This is a genomic window from Amycolatopsis plumensis (genome assembly GCF_042652605.1).
GTDB lineage: Bacteria > Actinomycetota > Actinomycetes > Mycobacteriales > Pseudonocardiaceae > Amycolatopsis > Amycolatopsis plumensis.
Genome location: NZ_JBHSJY010000001.1, coordinates 3,861,340 through 3,877,865 on the forward strand (window position 1 = coordinate 3,861,340; position 16,526 = coordinate 3,877,865).

At 69.7% G+C, this 16,526-nt stretch carries 16 protein-coding genes and 1 pseudogene; 11 read left to right on the forward strand and 6 right to left on the reverse strand.

Going from position 1 to position 16,526, the window contains the following annotated elements:
- Positions 1-234: 234 nt before the first annotated feature.
- Positions 235-495 carry a hypothetical protein gene (locus tag ACFPLC_RS18725; RefSeq protein ID WP_378235873.1) on the forward strand — a complete coding sequence of 87 codons (261 nt, stop codon included), beginning with the start codon at positions 235-237 and terminating at the stop codon, positions 493-495.
- Positions 496-693: 198 nt separating this feature from the next.
- On the opposite strand, the gene ACFPLC_RS18730 is transcribed toward ACFPLC_RS18725, so the two are convergent.
- A complete protein-coding gene (locus ACFPLC_RS18730) occupies positions 694-1,452 on the reverse strand; it encodes an MBL fold metallo-hydrolase (protein ID WP_378189137.1) in 759 nt (252 codons plus the stop codon).
- 84 nt (positions 1,453-1,536) lie between these two features.
- Between ACFPLC_RS18730 and ACFPLC_RS18735 the strand changes: the two genes are divergently transcribed.
- The 7 genes from ACFPLC_RS18735 to ACFPLC_RS18765 all read left to right on the forward strand — a co-directional run bounded on the left by ACFPLC_RS18735 (position 1,537) and on the right by ACFPLC_RS18765 (position 7,875).
- Positions 1,537-2,358, forward strand: a complete 822-nt coding sequence (locus ACFPLC_RS18735; RefSeq protein ID WP_378189136.1) for an exodeoxyribonuclease III — start codon at positions 1,537-1,539, stop codon at positions 2,356-2,358.
- Between the two features lie 275 nt (positions 2,359-2,633).
- Positions 2,634-3,008 (forward strand): hypothetical protein, encoded by a 375-nt coding sequence (locus ACFPLC_RS18740; protein ID WP_378189134.1) that lies wholly within the window; start codon positions 2,634-2,636, stop codon positions 3,006-3,008.
- 46 nt (positions 3,009-3,054) lie between these two features.
- Entirely contained in the window at positions 3,055-4,089 is a 1,035-nt protein-coding gene (trpS, locus tag ACFPLC_RS18745; RefSeq protein WP_378189133.1) for a tryptophan--tRNA ligase, read from the forward strand.
- Positions 4,086-4,586, forward strand: coding sequence for an AAA family ATPase (locus ACFPLC_RS18750; RefSeq protein WP_378189132.1), 501 nt, complete (start codon positions 4,086-4,088; stop codon positions 4,584-4,586). Before trpS ends, ACFPLC_RS18750 begins: the two co-directional genes overlap by 4 nt.
- 672 nt (positions 4,587-5,258) lie before the next feature.
- Positions 5,259-6,272 carry an inner membrane protein YhjD gene (gene yhjD, locus ACFPLC_RS18755; protein ID WP_378189131.1) on the forward strand — a complete coding sequence of 338 codons (1,014 nt, stop codon included), beginning with the start codon at positions 5,259-5,261 and terminating at the stop codon, positions 6,270-6,272.
- A gap of 59 nt (positions 6,273-6,331) precedes the next feature.
- Complete coding sequence (locus tag ACFPLC_RS18760; RefSeq protein WP_378189130.1) at positions 6,332-7,441, forward strand: acyl-CoA dehydrogenase family protein; 1,110 nt, start codon at positions 6,332-6,334, stop codon at positions 7,439-7,441.
- Positions 7,438-7,875: a winged helix-turn-helix transcriptional regulator gene (locus ACFPLC_RS18765; protein WP_378189129.1), complete on the forward strand. Its 438-nt coding sequence runs from the start codon at positions 7,438-7,440 to the stop codon at positions 7,873-7,875. Before ACFPLC_RS18760 ends, ACFPLC_RS18765 begins: the two co-directional genes overlap by 4 nt.
- On the opposite strand, the gene ACFPLC_RS18770 is transcribed toward ACFPLC_RS18765, so the two are convergent.
- Positions 7,872-9,116 carry a D-alanyl-D-alanine carboxypeptidase family protein gene (locus ACFPLC_RS18770; protein WP_378189128.1) on the reverse strand — a complete coding sequence of 415 codons (1,245 nt, stop codon included), beginning with the start codon at positions 9,114-9,116 and terminating at the stop codon, positions 7,872-7,874. The genes ACFPLC_RS18765 and ACFPLC_RS18770 overlap by 4 nt on opposite strands.
- 43 nt (positions 9,117-9,159) lie before the next feature.
- Between ACFPLC_RS18770 and ACFPLC_RS18775 the strand changes: the two genes are divergently transcribed.
- Positions 9,160-9,399 (forward strand): SCO4848 family membrane protein, encoded by a 240-nt coding sequence (locus ACFPLC_RS18775; RefSeq protein ID WP_378189127.1) that lies wholly within the window; start codon positions 9,160-9,162, stop codon positions 9,397-9,399.
- Positions 9,400-9,462: 63 nt separating this feature from the next.
- A complete protein-coding gene (locus tag ACFPLC_RS18780; protein ID WP_378189126.1) occupies positions 9,463-10,860 on the forward strand; it encodes a S8 family peptidase in 1,398 nt (465 codons plus the stop codon).
- A 405-nt stretch (positions 10,861-11,265) separates the two neighbouring features.
- On the opposite strand, the gene ACFPLC_RS18785 is transcribed toward ACFPLC_RS18780, so the two are convergent.
- The 4 genes from ACFPLC_RS18785 to sdhC are packed head-to-tail and all read right to left on the reverse strand — an operon-like array spanning position 11,266 to position 14,672.
- Positions 11,266-12,036, reverse strand: a complete 771-nt coding sequence (locus tag ACFPLC_RS18785; RefSeq protein WP_378189124.1) for a succinate dehydrogenase iron-sulfur subunit — start codon at positions 12,034-12,036, stop codon at positions 11,266-11,268.
- The gene (gene sdhA / locus ACFPLC_RS18790) at positions 12,036-13,790 is read right to left on the reverse strand and encodes a succinate dehydrogenase flavoprotein subunit (RefSeq protein WP_378189123.1); all 1,755 of its coding nucleotides are present in this window, start codon (positions 13,788-13,790) and stop codon (positions 12,036-12,038) included. Before sdhA ends, ACFPLC_RS18785 begins: the two co-directional genes overlap by 1 nt.
- Before the next feature lie 20 nt (positions 13,791-13,810).
- Complete coding sequence (locus ACFPLC_RS18795; protein WP_191312215.1) at positions 13,811-14,227, reverse strand: succinate dehydrogenase hydrophobic membrane anchor subunit; 417 nt, start codon at positions 14,225-14,227, stop codon at positions 13,811-13,813.
- A gap of 1 nt (position 14,228) precedes the next feature.
- Entirely contained in the window at positions 14,229-14,672 is a 444-nt protein-coding gene (gene sdhC, locus ACFPLC_RS18800) for a succinate dehydrogenase, cytochrome b556 subunit (protein WP_378189122.1), read from the reverse strand.
- A gap of 349 nt (positions 14,673-15,021) precedes the next feature.
- On the opposite strand from sdhC, the pseudogene ACFPLC_RS18805 reads away from it, so the two are divergent.
- Positions 15,022-16,188, forward strand: a pseudogene (locus ACFPLC_RS18805) (alpha-galactosidase); the annotation flags it as partial.
- Positions 16,189-16,526: the final 338 nt, after the last annotated feature.

Below are 16,526 nucleotides of genomic sequence, written 5' to 3' on the forward strand. Positions count from 1 at the left end.
TAGCTTTAAAGCTAATGGTCATAGCTTTGAGGGTCAAGGGCCGGTTTTTGTCGGTGGTGGGTGCTAGAACTGATCATCGGGAAAACCGCAGGTGGCGGCGTGGGCCGCCGGGGAAGGAGGAAGCGTCCGGGGGCGGGCGACAACTGAATCGCGGCACGAGCCGGTGTGTCCGCGGGGTCTCCAGGGGGAGTCTCGCGGGCTTGGACGGTGTTGGAGCGGCGTGCAGGTGCGGCGGTGGGGTTCGGACCCCTGGGGACCGCGCTCGGACGGGGGTCGGGGCGCGAGGGGTACTCGGCGCTGCGCCTGATCGCTGGCGAGCGGCAGCTTGACCAGCGCAGCCAAGGGCGGGCGCGAAGCCGAGTCCTAGCTCCCGCACGGCGCGACGGACCCGTGGTCCTGCTGCGGCGGCCGGGTGCCCATGGCCAGGCGGCCGCGTTCCTCGGGGCGCGAGGAGGTGCTCGGTGCTGCGCCTCACCGCTGGTGAGCGGCGGCTAGACCAGCGTGGGCCAGGTGCCGTGGCGAGGTATCCGCGTTTCCTCGGGGTGCGAGGGGTGCTCGGTGCTGCGCCTGATCGCTGGCGAGTGGCAGCTCGACCAGCGTGGGGTCTGCTGAGCCAGCCGGAAGCCGTGGCGAGGTATCCGCGTTCCGAAGGCCAGCGGGCCGCGTAGCGGGCCTCCTGGCGCTCGGCGGCCGTCAGAGCGCGATCGCGAGGTCCTCCTCCGCGACCACCACCTCGCCACCGAACTCGGCGCGGGCCTCCTCGGCGGCCGCCGCGCGGTCGGTGCCGGGCCAGAAGTGGGTGAGCAGGAGCCGGCGGGCGCCGGCTTGCTCCGCCCAGTGGCCCGCCTCCGCGGCCGTCATCAGGTAGCGGGGCTCTCCCTCCGGCGGCGGGGTGCGGAGGGTGGCGTCGCAGATGAACAGGTCGGCGTCGCGGCCCAGCTCGGCCAGCGCGGGCGACGGTCCCGTGTCGCCGGTGTACGCCACCGTCAGCCCGGGCGCCGTGAGGCGCACACCGAAGTTCGGCTGGTGGTGCGGCAGCGAGTACGGCGTCAAACGGAACGGCCCGACCTCGGCCGGCTCGCCGAGCTCCCGCACGTCGAACAGCGTCTCCGGGTGCGGCCGGGGCTCCATCGCCTCGAGCCGCCGGACGGTGCCGGGCGTGCAGTGCAGCGGCAGCCGGGCCGAGGGCGCGCCGGCCTGGACGGTGTAGTGCCACGCTCGCCCCAGCGCGCTCACGTCGGCGCAGTGGTCCGGGTGCTCGTGCGTCACGACGACGGCGTCGGGCAGCCCGTCGGGGCAGTGCGTGAACAGGCGCGGCGCAGCGCCGTACCCGAGGTCGAGAACCACGCGGAAGCCGTTGTGCGTCAACAGAAAACCGGCGCAGGACCGGCCGGGCTCCGGCCACGCACCACAACTGCCCAGCACGACCAACCGGCTCCCGGGTTCGCCCATGCGCGGCAGTCTGGCACAGCGACCCCGGCTCTTCGCACCCGTTTTCCTCGCGCCGCGACCGGCCCCGATACCCCGGCCGGTAGCGTGCACCGCGTGCTGACCGTCTCCACCGTGAATGTCAACGGCCTCCGCGCCGCCGCCAAAAAGGGCTTCGTCGAGTGGCTTGCCGCCACCAAGGCCGATGTCGTCGCCTGCCAGGAGGTGCGGGCGGAAGCCAGTCAGCTGCCCGCTTCCGTCGTCGAACCCGATGGGTGGTTCTCGGTGCACGCGCCGTCGGTTGTCAAGGGGCGCAACGGCGTTGCCATCTACAGCCGCGTCGAGCCCGATGAGGTTCGCGTCGGCTTCGGTGAACCGGAATTCGAAGACAGCGGGCGGTACCTCGAAGTTCACCTGCCGAACGTGGTCGTCGCCAGTCTCTACCTGCCCAGCGGGGATGTCGGCACCGAACGGCAGGACGAGAAGGAACGCTTCATGGCCGCGTTCCTGCCGTACCTCGTCGAGCTGCGCGCGAAGGCCGCCGCGGACGGGCGGGAGGCCGTGGTCGTCGGGGACTGGAACATCGCCTACGACACCGTCGACCTCAAGAACTGGCGCGGCAACCGCAAGAACTCCGGCTTCCTGCCCGAAGAACGCGCCTGGCTCGGCCGCGTCTACACCGAGGCCGGCTTCACCGACGTCCAGCGGCGGCTCGACCCCGAAGGCCCCGGCCCGTACACCTGGTGGTCCTACCGCGGCCAGGCCTTCGACAACGACTCCGGCTGGCGCATCGACTGCCAGCTCGCGACGCCCGGGCTCGCCGAGAAGGTCGTCGACGTCGTGGTCGAGCGGGCCGCCGCCTACGACCAGCGGTGGTCCGACCACGCGCCGGTCACCGCGACCTACGACATCGACTTCCCCGGTCGGTAAGACCACGATCGGGTGAAACGAACGAACCGGATCGAATGGGTGACACCTGATCGTGCACTCCCCGGGCACGCTCCATCTCCGGCGGTAACTGATTCCCCCGATCGGGTGGCGAAAGTGAACCCTGGGGGCGCCCGCGGCGTATTACGGATTGAGCGCTACCCTCGAAATCCGAGTTGATCAGAACCGGCAGGTCTTGACACGCTCGGTAGTTTTCTGACCAGTAGCACGCAACGTCTCACTCGGATGGGTGAGCGTTACTCGCGGGAGGCACTCCGGTGCGCAACCCAGGTCGAACCCTGTTGCGGTCCACCCTGCGCGGATTCCGCGTGGTCGTGGTGCTCGCGCTCGTCCCGGCCGGCCTGTTCGTGGCCGGCGGCAGCGCGTTCGCCGCCGTCACGACGACAGCGCAGGCCGACACCAACGTGGAGGCCTTCGGCGTGCTCGGCCCCGTCGGGCTGGTCGCGGTCGCGCTCGGCATCGTCGGCATGACGCTGGGTGTGCTGCGGCAGCGACGCAAGACCCGCCTGGCCGAGGCCGCCCCCGCCGTGCCGGAGGTCCCCGACCCGGTCACGGCGATGGCCGAAGCCGTCCTCGGTGAGCCCGACGCGACGCCGACCCGCCCGTTCCTCACCCAGCGCCCGAACGCCTGAGGGCCCTCGGCGCCCGCCGGTCGCCCCGGCCTGGAAGAATCCTGACGTGTCCGAAGAGCAGACCGTCGCAGCAGAGCGCCGCCCGCGGGTCCTGTCCGGGATCCAGCCCACCGCCGACTCCTTCCACCTCGGCAACTACCTCGGCGCGCTGCGCCAGTGGGTGAAGCTGCAGGACACGCACGAAACCTTCTACAGCGTGGTCGACCTGCACGCGATCACCGTCGAGCAGGACCCGAAGGTGCTGCGGCAGCGCACCCGCGTCTCGGCCGCGCAGCTGCTCGCCATCGGCATCGACCCGCAGCGCAGCGCCCTGTTCGTGCAGAGCCACGTGCCGGAGCACGCCCAGCTGAGCTGGGTCCTCGAATGCCAGACCGGCTTCGGCGAGGCCGGCCGGATGACGCAGTTCAAGGACAAGTCCGCGAAGCAGGGTTCCGACCGCTCCAGCGTCGGCCTGTTCACCTACCCGATCCTGCAGGCGGCGGACATCCTGCTGTACCGGGCGGACGCCGTCCCGGTCGGTGAGGACCAGCGCCAGCACCTGGAGCTGACGCGCGACCTCGCGCAGCGCTTCAACAACCGGCTGGGCAAGACGTTCGTGGTACCGGAGCCGTACATCATCAAGGACACGGCGAAGATCTACGACCTGCAGGAACCGACGGCGAAGATGAGCAAGTCGGCGTCGAACGTCAACGGGATCATCGAGCTGCTCGAGGACCCGAAGCGCTCGGCGAAGAAGATCCGCTCGGCGGTCACCGACACGGGCCGCGAGGTCAAATTCGACACCGAGAACAAGGCGGGCGTGTCGAACCTCCTGACGATCTACTCGGCGCTGACCGACCGCACGATCCCGGACCTCGAAGCGGCGTACGAGGGCAAGGGCTACGGCGACTTGAAGAAAGACCTCGGCGAGGTCTTCATCGAGTGGGTCACGCCCATCCAGGAACGCGCGAAGTCCTATTTGGACGACGTGGCGGAGCTGGACAAGGTCCTCGCCGCCGGTGCCGAACGCGCACGCGAGGTCGCGTCGAAGACGCTGGCCAAGACGTACCAGCGGATCGGGTTCCTGCCGCCGGTGCGGTGAAGCTGATCCTGCTCAACGGCCCGCCGGGCAGCGGGAAGTCGACGCTCGCCCGGCGCTACGCCGACCACCACCCGCCGGCGTTGGCCCTGGACGTCGACCAGGTCCGCGCCATGCTCGGCGGCTGGCGATCATCGCCGGGCGAAGCCGGTCTGCTGGCCCGGGAGATCGCCTTGGCGGCGGCCCGCACCCACCTCCGCGCGGGCCACGACGTGGTGGTGCCGCAGCTGCTGGCCCGCCCGGCCTTCGCCGAGCGGCTCGAAGCGCTGGCCGGCGAGACGGGCGCGAGCTTCCACGAGATCGTGCTCCTGCCGGGGCTCGAGGAGACGCTTCGGCGCTTCGCCGCTCGCGGTTCTTCGGAGGTCGAGGTCGCGGCTCCGCTGACCGAGGCGGAGCTGAGCCAGGCTTACCAAGCGGTCGCCGCATTCGCCGCGAGCCGGAGGGCGCGAGTGCTCACCGCGGCGGACGCATACCCAGCGTTGCTGGCTGCCGTCACCTGAGCTGTTCCCGGTGAGGTTGGGGGCGCCCGGACCGGGCCTGGATGTAGAGGGCTTGGTAGATGGTTTCGCAGCTCACCTGCCACTCCGGCCGGTCAGGGTGGTCGCGGCGTAGCCGACGGGTGATCTGCTGCGGGCTCCGCCGCACGTCCAGCCCATCCTGAACGATGGCCCGCAACCGGCGGATCCGCGGCCAGCTTGCCGATCTTGGGCCGGACTCGCCGGCCGGCGGTCAGTTCATGCGCGGCGTGGGGCTGGTAGCTGCTGTCGGCGTGCTGGTTGCGCGGGCCAGCTGCCGGTTGACGGTGGACACCGGCTGGCCAGCTCGACCGCGATGGCCCGCAGCGAGATCCCCGGCTGACGGACCAGCACCGCGGCGAGGACGCCGAGGATCGCGGCGAACAGCCGGAAGACGGCGCCCGGATCGGCCCTGGAAACTCCCCCGCCCTTCCCTGGGGGGCGTCCCCAAGTCCAGTCTATCGGCGCCCACCGACAAATCCGGCTCTCGCGAACCAAACGAGCCACCTGTCCACAGCCGGCCGGCTTTGTGGACAAGACCCCGAGGAGGCGCGCACTCGCCTCGGTGCGCGGCAAACGTGGTGGTGCGCGCGCGGCACCTCCCTCACCTGAGCCGCTCGCGTTGCGGGGTGCACCCACCGTGGTTAGCGTTTCACGGTGACGAACGAAGAAGAGAAGGAAAAGCTGCTTCCGCGGCTGCGGCGGAAGTACCCGTGGCTCGATCACCTCATCCGGGCCAACGACGCCTTCACCGAGCGGTACGGCAACCACTACGCCGCCGCCATCACCTACTTCAGCGTTCTCTCCGTCTTCCCGCTGTTCATGGTCGCCTTCGCGGTGGTCGGGCTGGTCGTCAACCACGACCAGACGATCATCCACAAGATCACCGACGGCATCAACAACTCCGTCCCCGAAGGCCTCAAGGACCTCGTCAACGGCATCGTCAAGGGCGCGCTCGACTCCGGCGGCGGGATCGGGATCTTCGGCCTGCTCATCGCGCTCTACTCCGGCATCGGCTGGATGTCGAACCTGCGGGACGCCCTCACCGCGCAGTGGGGCCAGGAAAAACAACCGCAGCCGATCGTCAAGCAGACGCTCAAGGACCTCGTCGCGCTGATCGGGCTCGGGGTTGCGCTCGTCGTCTCCTTCGCGCTGACCGCCGTCGGCGGCGGGGTCGGGCAGTTCCTGCTCGAGCTCGTCGGGCTCGAACACGCCACCTGGGCGATCGTCCTGCTCCGCGGGGCCACCATCATCCTCGGCCTGGCCGCCAACACCCTCGTCTTCGTCTGGGTGATCGCCCGCCTGCCGCGGGAGCAGGTCGAGCTCCGCAGTGCCGTCAAGGGCGCCGTGGTCGCCGCCATCGGGTTCGTGATCCTGCAGCAGGTCGGCTCGATCTACCTGGCCAGCGTCACGAAGTCGCCGTCGGCCGCGCTGTTCGGGCCGGTCATCGGGTTGCTCGTGTTCGCGAACCTCGTCTCGCGCTTCCTCCTGCTCATCACGGCGTGGACCGCGACCGCCAAGGAGAACGAGCGGAAGGTCATCGCGCCGCCACCGCCGGTGCTGCTCGAGCAGAACGTCACGGTGCAGCGCGGTCCGGGCCTCGGTGCCGTGGCCGGGGCCTTCAGCGCGGGTGCGCTGCTCGCGTGGCTGGGCGGCCGTCGCAAGTCTTGACACCGCTCGTGCCAGTAAAGAAACTGAACCGGTAAGAAAACTGAACCGGAGGAGTTTCTGTGCTGCTGGACGCCGCCCGCGAGTGCGCCGACCTCGCCAGGACCCTCGCGCCCGTCACCGAGCGGCAGCGCGCGCTCCCGCCGGAGCTGGTCGCGAAGCTGACCGACGCCCAGCTGTTCCGCACCGGCGTCCCCGGTCACCTCGGCGGCCCCGAAGCGCCGCCCGCCGTCAGCCTCGAAACCGCCGAGACGGTCGCACGCGGGGACGCCTCCGCCGGGTGGTGCGTCTCGATCGCCGTCACGAGCAGCCTGCTCTCGGCCTACGCCCCGCGGAAGTGCGCCGAGGAGGTCTTCGGCGACCCGCGCACGGTCGCCGCCGGGGTCTGGGCGCCGCGCGGCACCGGCCGGAAGGTCGACGGCGGGTACGTCGTGACCGGCCGGTGGGCGTTCTGCAGCGGCATTCCGCACGCCGGCTGGCTCTTCGCCGGGTTCGTGCACGAGAAAGCGCTCTACGTCGCCGCGTTGCCGAAGGCCGACCTCGAAGTGCTCGACACCTGGCACACCACCGGCCTGCGCGGCACCGGCAGCCACGACTGCGTTGCCGATGAGCTGTTCGTCCCGGACCACCGCGTGTTCTCCGTGATGGCCGGCCCGCCGCCGGAAGCCGTGGCGCTGCACCGGTTTCCGCTCTTCGGCTTCTTCGCGCTGTCGGTCGCGGCCGCCGCGCTGGGCAACGCGCGCGGCACGATCGACGATCTCGTCGAGCTCGCCTCGACGCGCAAGCCGCTCGGCTCCAGCCGGTCGCTGGCCGAGCGGCCGGCGACCCAGGCCGCCGTCGCGGAGGCCGAAGCGGACCTGCGGGCGGCGCGGCTGCTGTTCTACCGCAGCATCGACGACGCCTGGCAGGCCGCGCAGGGCACCGAACCGGTGCCGGACGCGCTCAAGCTGGGCCTCCGCCTGGCCGCCACGCACGTGACGCGCACCGCCGCGAAGGTCGCCGGAAGCATGTACGACCTGGGCGGCGGCGCGGCGATCTACGAGACTTCGCCGCTGCAGCGCCGGTTCCGCGACGCGCACACCGCGACCGCTCACTTCCAGGTCAACCCGGCCAGCTACGAACTGTCCGGCAAGCTCCTGCTGGGCGTCCCGGCGCGGACGGACCAGCTGTGACCGGCCTCGAGCACCGGTTCAGAGCGGACTCGGTCGGCCGCGCGCTCGACCTGGTCGGCGAGCGGTGGAGCCTGCTCATCCTGCGCGAAACCTTCTTCGGTGTGCGCCGCTACGGCGAGTTCGCGCGCAACCTGGCCATCCCGCGCCCGACGTTGTCCGCCCGGCTGAAGACCCTCGTCGACGCCGGGGTGCTCGAACGCGTCGACCCGGTGCCCGAGTACGTGCTGACCGCCGCCGGGCGGGACCTCTTCGGCGCCGTCGTCACGCTCATGCAGTGGGGCGACAAGCACCTCGCCGGACCGGAGGGGCCGCCGATCCTCCTGCGGCACCACGACTGCGGCGAGGTCGGCGGGACGTACGTCGCTTGTGGACACTGCGGGGGCGCGATCACCACCGATCGGGTGACCCCCGAACCGGGACCCGGCTTCCGCTAGCCCGCGGCCTTCTTGCGCTGGTGCCCGACCACGAACCCGCCGACGATGATCAGGAACACCACCAGCGTGATGATCCAGCCGGTGACGCCGAACGGGTCTTCCTTCGCCGACGGCGCGGCCGCGGACGTGCCGCCGTGGCCGGTGCCGCCGTCGGCGAGCACGGACGGGTCACCGCCGTTCGCCGTCGTCGGGGCCGGCGCCTGGTAGCTGATCTGGCCGACCGGCACGGCGCGGTCGTCCTCCAGCGCGAAGCCGTAGTCGAGCAGCTTCGCCGCCTGGTCGACCACCTTGGTCGGCTTCTGCTCGGCGCGCAGCATGACGACCGCGAGGCGCTTGCCCTTGCGCTGCGCCGCGCCGACGTAGGTGTGGCGCGCGTCGTCGGTGAAGCCGGTCTTGCCGCCGAGGAAGCCGGGGTAGACGCCGAGCAGCTTGTTGTCGTTGTAGATCGGGATGGCCGGCTTCCCGCCGGCCGGCGGGAACTCGAAGTTCTTCGTCGCGACGACCTTCGCGAACTCCGGCTGCTTCATCGCGTAGTTGAAGATCAGGCTGAGGTCGTAGGCCGAGGTCGACATGCCCGGCCCGTCCAGGCCCGAGGGGGTCGCCGCGCGCGTGTCGAGCGCACCGATCTTCGCGGCCAGCGCGTTCATCTTCGCCACCGCGGAGTCGACCCCGCCGAGCGCCGTGGCCAGCGTGTGCGCGACGTCGTTGCCCGAGTGCATCAGCAGGCCGTGCAGCAGCTGGTCGACGGTGTACTGGCCGCCGGCGACGAGGCCGACGCAGGTGCACTCCTGCTCGGCGTCCTCCTTCGTCGCGACGATCGGCTGCTGCGGGTTCAGCTGGGTGACCACGACCAGCGCGAGCAGCGTCTTGATCAGCGACGCGGGCCGCTGCCGGGCGTGCGGGTCCTTGGCCGCGATGACCGCGCCGGTGTCGAGGTCCTGCACCAGCCACGACGCCGCGGTGTTGCCGTCCGGCGGGTTGAGCGCGCCGTCCGGGGTGATCAGGCCGCACTCGGCCATCCGGGCGCCGCCGACCGGGACCGGGGGCACGGGCAGCGGCGCCGGGACCTGCTTGCCCGGCGCGGGCTTTTCCGACGTGTCGACCGGCGGCGGGGGCGCCTGGCGGTTCGCGCACTGGCCCTGCTGAACCGCGGCCGCCAGCGCCGGCGTGCTCAGGGCCAGGAGGGCGGCGGCGAGCGTCGTCGTGAAGACCTTGAGCGACCGGGAGACAACGGAGTGCACCCACGCAATCTAGCGCCGCGACCGCCGCCGCATACTCTGGGGCATGCGCATTTCACGCGGCACCTCGCTGTTCCTGCTGGCCTTCGGTGTGTGGTCGTGGATCATCTGGATCACCTTCGCCAAGAACCTGTGGGACAGCGACCGCGCCTGGACCCCCGACGGCTCGCCGACCGCCTACTTCGTGGTGCACGCCGTGCTGACCGTCGTGTCGTTCGTGCTCGGCACGGTCATCGGCGTGCTCGGCTGGCGCGGGGTGCGGGCCACTTCGCGCGTCTCCTCCTGACTTTGGTCGGTGGCGCGGCCTCCGGGGCCGGTTTAGGTTGGCGCCACAGACTCTGGAGGTGGAATGTCCCGTTTACGTCGAATGGCGGCCCCGCTCGTGCTGGCCGTCGGAGGCGGCCTGTTCGCGGCGGCCCCGGCCGCGGAGGCCGCGCCGGTCGCCTGCGACACGACGAGCACGCCGTATACCTACGTCGTGACGTACCAGCCGGGCACCCGCGCGTCGGCCGTCGACCAGGAGCTGGCGGCCAAGTGCGGCACGAAGGTCGCGTACTACGCCCCGATCGGCGTCGCCGTCGCCAGCTCGCGCAATGCGGACTTCCAGGAGAAGATCGGCGTCTACCGGGCCTATTCGGGCGCCAAGGACGTGGCCTCCCAGGGCGCCGCGGCCTCGGCCCGGTCGCTCGGTGCGGTGCGGACGCTGGAGGACACGCGGTCGGTCGCCGCCGCCGATGACCTGTCCGCCCAGCAGTGGGACATGAAGGCGATCCACGCGCCGGAAGCGAACAAGATCTACCAGGGCAGCCGCGCGGTGACGGTCGGCGTGCTCGACTCGGGCATCGAGGCGACGCACCCAGCGCTCCGCAACGCCATCGACGCTCGCTCGTCGGCGGGCTGCGTCACCGGGGCGCCGGACCTGACACCGGCCTCGTGGCAGCCGACGACGTCGGACCACGGAACGCACGTGGCGGGCACGATCGCGGGCAAGGACCCGGCGGCGGGTTTCACGGGTGTCGCGCCGGGCGTGCGCCTGGCCTCGGTGAAGGTGGTCAACGACGCCGGCTACATCTTCCCGGAGTCGGCGGTCTGCGGCTTCGTCTGGGCGGCCGAGCACGGCTTCGCGGTGACGAACAACAGCTACTACATCGACCCGGGCATGTTCTACTGCCCGAAGCAGCCGGGCGACGCGGCGGCGTTCGAAGCGGTCCGCCGCGCGGTCCAGTACTCGACGCACCGAGGCGTGCTCAACGTGGCGGCGGCGGGCAACTCCGGCTTCGACACGACGGCGCAGACCACCGACCCCAACCGCCCCCACCCGGTCGATTCGTCGTGCGGCATCCTCCCGAAGGCGATCGACGGAGTCGTGAAGGTCTCGTCGGTGGGGTACCAGGGCACGAAGTCCTCGTTCAGCAACTACGGCGAGATCGACGTGACGGCCCCGGGAGGCGACTTCGGCCAGACACCCCCGGCGGGTGAAGGCCCGTCGTGCCCGCTGTCCTCGGTGGTCGGCGGCGGCTACGGCTCGAAGTGCGGAACATCGATGGCGTCCCCGCACGCGGCCGGCGTCGCGGCCCTGATCGCCTCCCGCTTCCGCGGAATCCCACCCCAGCTGCTGGCCCGAGTTCTGGAGGGCGAAGCGGACGCGGTGAAGTGCGCAGCAACGGAAACGGAGTGCACGGGCCCGGCCAAGAACAATTCGTATTACGGCCACGGCCTGGTAGACGCCCTGGACGCGGTGCGCTGACAACAACAACAAAGGAGCAGGGTGGTCATCCCGTCGCCTGAGGCCGTCAAATCACTTTGAGCCGGGCCCGCAACCACAAGGCCAGCGTGAGGTGGCAGCGCAAGCTTGCGGGCCCGGCTCAAAGTGATAGGCCTCGGTCAGGCGACGGGATGACCACCCAGCGGCCCATCTCGGGAACGTGAGGGGGCAGCGGGGAGGAGGGTCATCCCGGAGCCTGCCCGTCCGGCGAGGACAGGTCTTTTGCTTTTCTGCCGCGGCAGATTCATTTCTGCCGCGGCTGGGCGGGGGAGGCCTGGTGACGTCGCTGGTCCGGTTGCGCTCCCGGCCGCCGGTTCCGTACTCGTGCTGCTGCCAAAAGAAAGGGCCCTCCGGCGACCTGCGCCGGAGGGCCCCTTCTTCGCTGAATCAAACGCGCTTGAACAGCAGGGCGCGCTTCACTTCCTGGATGGCCTTGGTCACCTGGATTCCTCGGGGGCAGGCGTCCGTGCAGTTGAACGTCGTGCGGCAGCGCCAGACACCCTCGGCGTCGTTGAGGATGTCCAGGCGTTCCTCCGAGCCCTCGTCGCGGGAATCGAAGATGAACCGGTGGGCGTTGACGATCGCCGCCGGGCCGAAGTACGAGCCGTCGTTCCAGTACACCGGGCAGGACGATGTGCAGCAGGCGCACAGGATGCACTTCGTCGTGTCGTCGAAACGGTCCCGGTCGGCCTGGGACTGGATGCGCTCGCGGGTCGGCTCGTTGCCGTACGTGATCAGGTACGGCTTGATCGCGCGGTATGCCTCGAAGAACGGGTCCATGTCGACGTAGAGGTCCTTCAACGTCGTCAGGCCCTTGATCGGGGCGATCGTGATCGTGGTCTTCTTGCCGCCGGACTCGAGCAGGTCCTTCATCAGGACCTTGCACGCCAGGCGGTTGATGCCGTTGATCTGCATCGCGTCGGACCCGCAGACGCCGTGGGCGCAGGAGCGGCGGAACGCGAACGTCCCGTCGATGTAGTCCTTGACGTAGAACAGCAGGTTCAGCAGCCGGTCGGTGCGCTGGGCCGGGACGTCGTAGGACTCCCAGTGCGGCTCCGAATCGACCTCCGGGTTGAAGCGGAGGATCTTCAGCGTGACCGTGATCGGGGTGTGCTCGTCCGAGGCGGCGGTGGCCGAGTCGGCAGTAGCCGTAGTCATCAGTACTTCCGCTCCATCGGTTCGTAGCGGGTGAAGGTCACGGGCTTGTAGTCGAGCCGGATGTCCGCGGACAGCTCCGTGCCCTCCTTGTAGGCCATGGTGTGGCGCATGAAGTTCGTGTCGTCGCGGTTCGGGTAGTCCTCGCGAGCGTGGCCGCCGCGGGACTCCTTGCGGGCCAGCGCGCCCACGACCAGGACCTCGGCCAGCTCCAGCAGGAAGCCCAGCTCGACGGCTTCGAGCAGGTCGGTGTTGTACCGCTTGCCCTTGTCCGCCACGGTGATCCGCTGGTACCGCTCCTTGAGCGCCTGGACGTCGGTCAGCGCCTGCTTCAGCGTGTCCTCGGTCCGGTACACCGACGCGTGCGAGTCCATCGTCTGCTGCATTTCCTTGCGGATGTCGGCGACACGCTCGTCGCCGTGCTCCGACAGCAGGCCCGCCAGCTGCTCTTCCACCAGCTTGGTCGGGTTCTCCGGCAGCTCGACGTGCTCGTGCGACAGCGCGTACTCCGCGGCCGCGATGCCGGCGCGGCGGCCGAACACGTTGATGTCGAGCAGCGAGTTCGTGCCCAGCCGGTTCGAGCCGTGCACGGACACGCACGCGACCTCGCCCGCGGCGTACAAGCCGGGGATGACGTTCTCGTTGTCCCGCAGCGCTTCGCCGTGGACGTTGGTCGGGATGCCGCCCATCACGTAGTGGCAGGTCGGGAAGACCGGCACCGGCTCCTTGACCGGGTCGACGCCCAGGTAGGTCCGGGAGAACTCCATGATGTCCGGGAGCTTCGCGTTCAGCGTCTCCTCGGGGATGTGCGTGACGTCGAGGACGACGTAGTCCTTGTTCGGGCCGCAACCCCGGCCCTGCAGCACTTCCTGCACCATCGAGCGCGCCACGATGTCGCGCGGCGCGAGGTCCTTGATGGTGGGGGCGTAGCGCTCCATGAACCGCTCGCCGGAGGCGTTGCGCAGGATCCCGCCCTCGCCGCGGACGGCTTCGGAGATCAGGATGCCCAGGCCCGCGAGGCCGGTCGGGTGGAACTGGAAGAACTCCATGTCCTCCAGCGGCAGGCCCTTGCGGAAGATGATGCCGAGGCCGTCACCGGTGAGGGTGTGCGCGTTCGACGTCGTCTTGAAGATCTTGCCCGCGCCGCCGGTGGCGAACACGATCGACTTCGCCTGGAAGACGTGCAGCTCGCCGGTGGCCAGCTCGTAGGCGACGACGCCGGAGGCGACCGGGTTGCCGTTCTCGTCCGGGGTGGTGACCAGGTCGAGCACGTAGAACTCGTTGAAGAACTCCGTGCCGTACTTGACGCAGTTCTGGTACAGCGTCTGCAGGATCATGTGGCCGGTGCGGTCCGCGGCGTAGCAGGCGCGGCGGACCGCGGCCTTGCCGTGGTCACGCGTGTGCCCGCCGAAGCGGCGCTGGTCGATCTTGCCCTCGGGCGTGCGGTTGAACGGCAGGCCCATCTTCTCGAGGTCGAGGACGGCGTCGATGGCCTCCTTCGCCATGATCTCGGCGGCGTCCTGGTCGACCAGGTAGTCGCCGCCCTTGATCGTGTCGAAGGTGTGCCATTCCCAGTTGTCCTCTTCGACGTTCGCCAGCGCGGCGCACATGCCGCCCTGGGCCGCGCCGGTGTGGGACCGGGTCGGGTAGAGCTTGGTGAGGACCGCGGTGCGGGCGCGCTGGCCGGACTCGATGGCCGCGCGCATGCCGGCGCCGCCGGCGCCGACGATCACCACGTCGTACTTGTGGAACTGCATGGTGGGAGGTCTCCGGGGCTTCAGTTCGCGGGCATGTTCGGGTCGAAGGTGAAGATCACCATCGTGCCGACGGCCAGGATCAGCACCATCGAGACGTAGAGCACGATCTTCAGCCAGAACCGCGTGCTGTCCTTGCGGGCGTAGTCGTCGATGATGACGCGCAGGCCGTTGCCGCCGTGGATCTCGGCGAGCCACAGCATCAGCAGGTCCCAGAACTGCCAGAACGGCGAGGCCCAGCGGCCGGCGACGAAGCCCCAGTTGATCCGGTGCACGCCGCCGTCGAGGATGTTCATGATCAGCAGGTGGCCGAGCACCAGGATGATCAGCGCCATCCCGGAGATCCGCATGAACAGCCAGCTGTAGAGCTCGAAGTTGCTCCGGCGGGCGGCCGGGCGCTTCGGCGAGCGCGGCTTGTCGAGGGTGAGCGACTCGGCCATGTCAGTTACCCCCGAAGAGCATTTCGGCGGTGCGCTTCAGCATGAAGAACGCACCCGGAACCATCACCACGACCCAGACCACGCCGATCACCCAGAGCATCGTCTTCTGGAACTTCGGCCCCTTCGACCAGAAGTCGACCAGCATGACGCGGATGCCGTTCAGCGCGTGGAACAGCACCGCGCCGACCAGGCCGACCTCCAGGAGGTTGACGATCGGCGTCTTGTAGGTCTCGATGACCTGGTCGTAGGTGTTCGGCGACACGCGCACCAGCGCGGTGTCGAGCACGTGCACGAACAGGAAGAAGAATGTGAGCACGCCGGTGATGCGGTGCAGCACCCAGGACCACATGCCGGGGTCGCCCCGGTAGAAGGTCCCCTGCCGGCGTGAGGCACCCGCCCGATCGCTCGCCGCCGCCTCAGGGGCGGTGCTCGCCGTGGTGGACATCGGTGAACGGCCTCCAACGTCTGACTGTGCGCCCGGTGGCCGTGAGGTCCGCTGTCGCCGCGGGAACGGCGGCTGTGCCGAAGTCAACGTCATCGAGCCTGGATGAATCGGATGCTAGACCCGCACCCGGAACGCGGCTCACCTCCGGGTTCCTCTCTGTGATGGACCAGACACCGGCACTCCCGCACCGCCACCCGGCGGTGTGGTGCAGCGCACTCGGCGGCGGGGTACTCGATGCCGTCCCAGTAAGCGGAGATCGGACCTCTAGGAGAGCCTGTGACCAACCGAGGCCGCATCGACGGCGTCGCTCGGACAAACGTCGGATCTCTCACGATGGGGTGACGTTCTGATGCGACGACTCGGCCTCGTGATCGCCGTCGCGGCCCTGCTGCCCGTGGTGTCGGTCACGCCCGCGCACGCACTTCCCGGCGGACTGGCATTGACGCCACCGATGGGCTTCAACAACTGGAACACCACCGGCTGCGCCGTCGACGAGCGGCTCATCCGCGACACCGCCGACATCTTCGTCGACAAAGGACTCAAGGCCGCCGGCTACGAGTACGTCAACGTCGACGACTGCTGGGCCGAGCCCGCGCGCGACGCCGGCGGTCGCCTGCAGGCGAACAAGGCCCGGTTCCCCGGCGGCATCAAGGCACTGGCCGACTACGTCCACGCGAAAGGGCTGAAGTTCGGCATCTACACCAGCGCGGGCACGCTGACCTGCGCGAAGACCATGCCCGGCGCGCTCGACCATGAAGACGTCGACGCGCAGACGTTCGCGGACTGGGGCGTCGACTACCTCAAGTACGACAACTGCGAAAACCAGGGCCGGCCGGCGCTGGAGCGCTACACGAAGATGCGCGACGCGCTGAAGAAGACGCGTCGCCCGATCGTGTACTCGATCTGCGAGTGGGGCGAGAACCAGCCGTGGACGTGGGGCGCCGACGTCGGGCACCTGTGGCGGACCACCGGCGACATCAGGGACGACTGGGCCAGCATGCTCCAGATCCTCAAGGTGAACGCGCCGCTGGCGCCGTACGCCGGGCCGGGGCACTGGAACGATCCCGACATGCTCGAGGTGGGCAACGGCGGGATGACCACCGAGGAGTACCGCTCGCACTTCTCGCTGTGGGCGATGATGGCCGCGCCGCTGCTCATCGGCGCCGACCTGCGCAAGGTGTCGGCCGAGAACTTCGACGTCCTGCGCAACCGCGAGGTCATCGCGCTCGACCAGGACCGCCGCGGCGTCCAGGCGCGGGTGCTGTCCAACCAGGACGGACACTGGGTGTTCGCCAAGCCCCTGGACGGCGGTGACGTGGCGATCGCGCTGTTCAACGAGACGACGTCCGCTGCCGCGATCGGCACCACCGCGGCCGCCGCCGGACTACCGAGCTCTGGGGGCTACACCGTCCGCGACGTCTGGGCGCACCGCGACCTCCGGACGGCGGACCGGATCTCCGCGGACGTCCCGCCGCACGCGACGGTCGTCTACCGCGTCCACGCGAGCGGCTCCTGGTAGAGCCTCGATGCCGGTGGTGTGCCCGCCGCACCGCCGCCCGCTCACCTGCGCCTGACCGGCTCGTGAGTGTGAAACAGGGTTAGAACACTGTTTCTCACTCACGAGGCGTCATCTCAGAGAGTGATCGGGGTGGTCCATTCCTTGGTCCGACTGGCACACTGAGTGACGCGAAAGCGCCTTTCGAGTGGTTGTGAGCGCCGCTGAATCAGCGAAAGCTGCGCTGGGTCGCCGTGTTGATCACGGTCGGTGTCCAGTTCGTCGCGCGCGCGGCTCGTGAGTAAACGTTTGTGTTACGTAGCGTGCCTTTCCTATGGCGCCTTCCGGTCCGGCGGGTA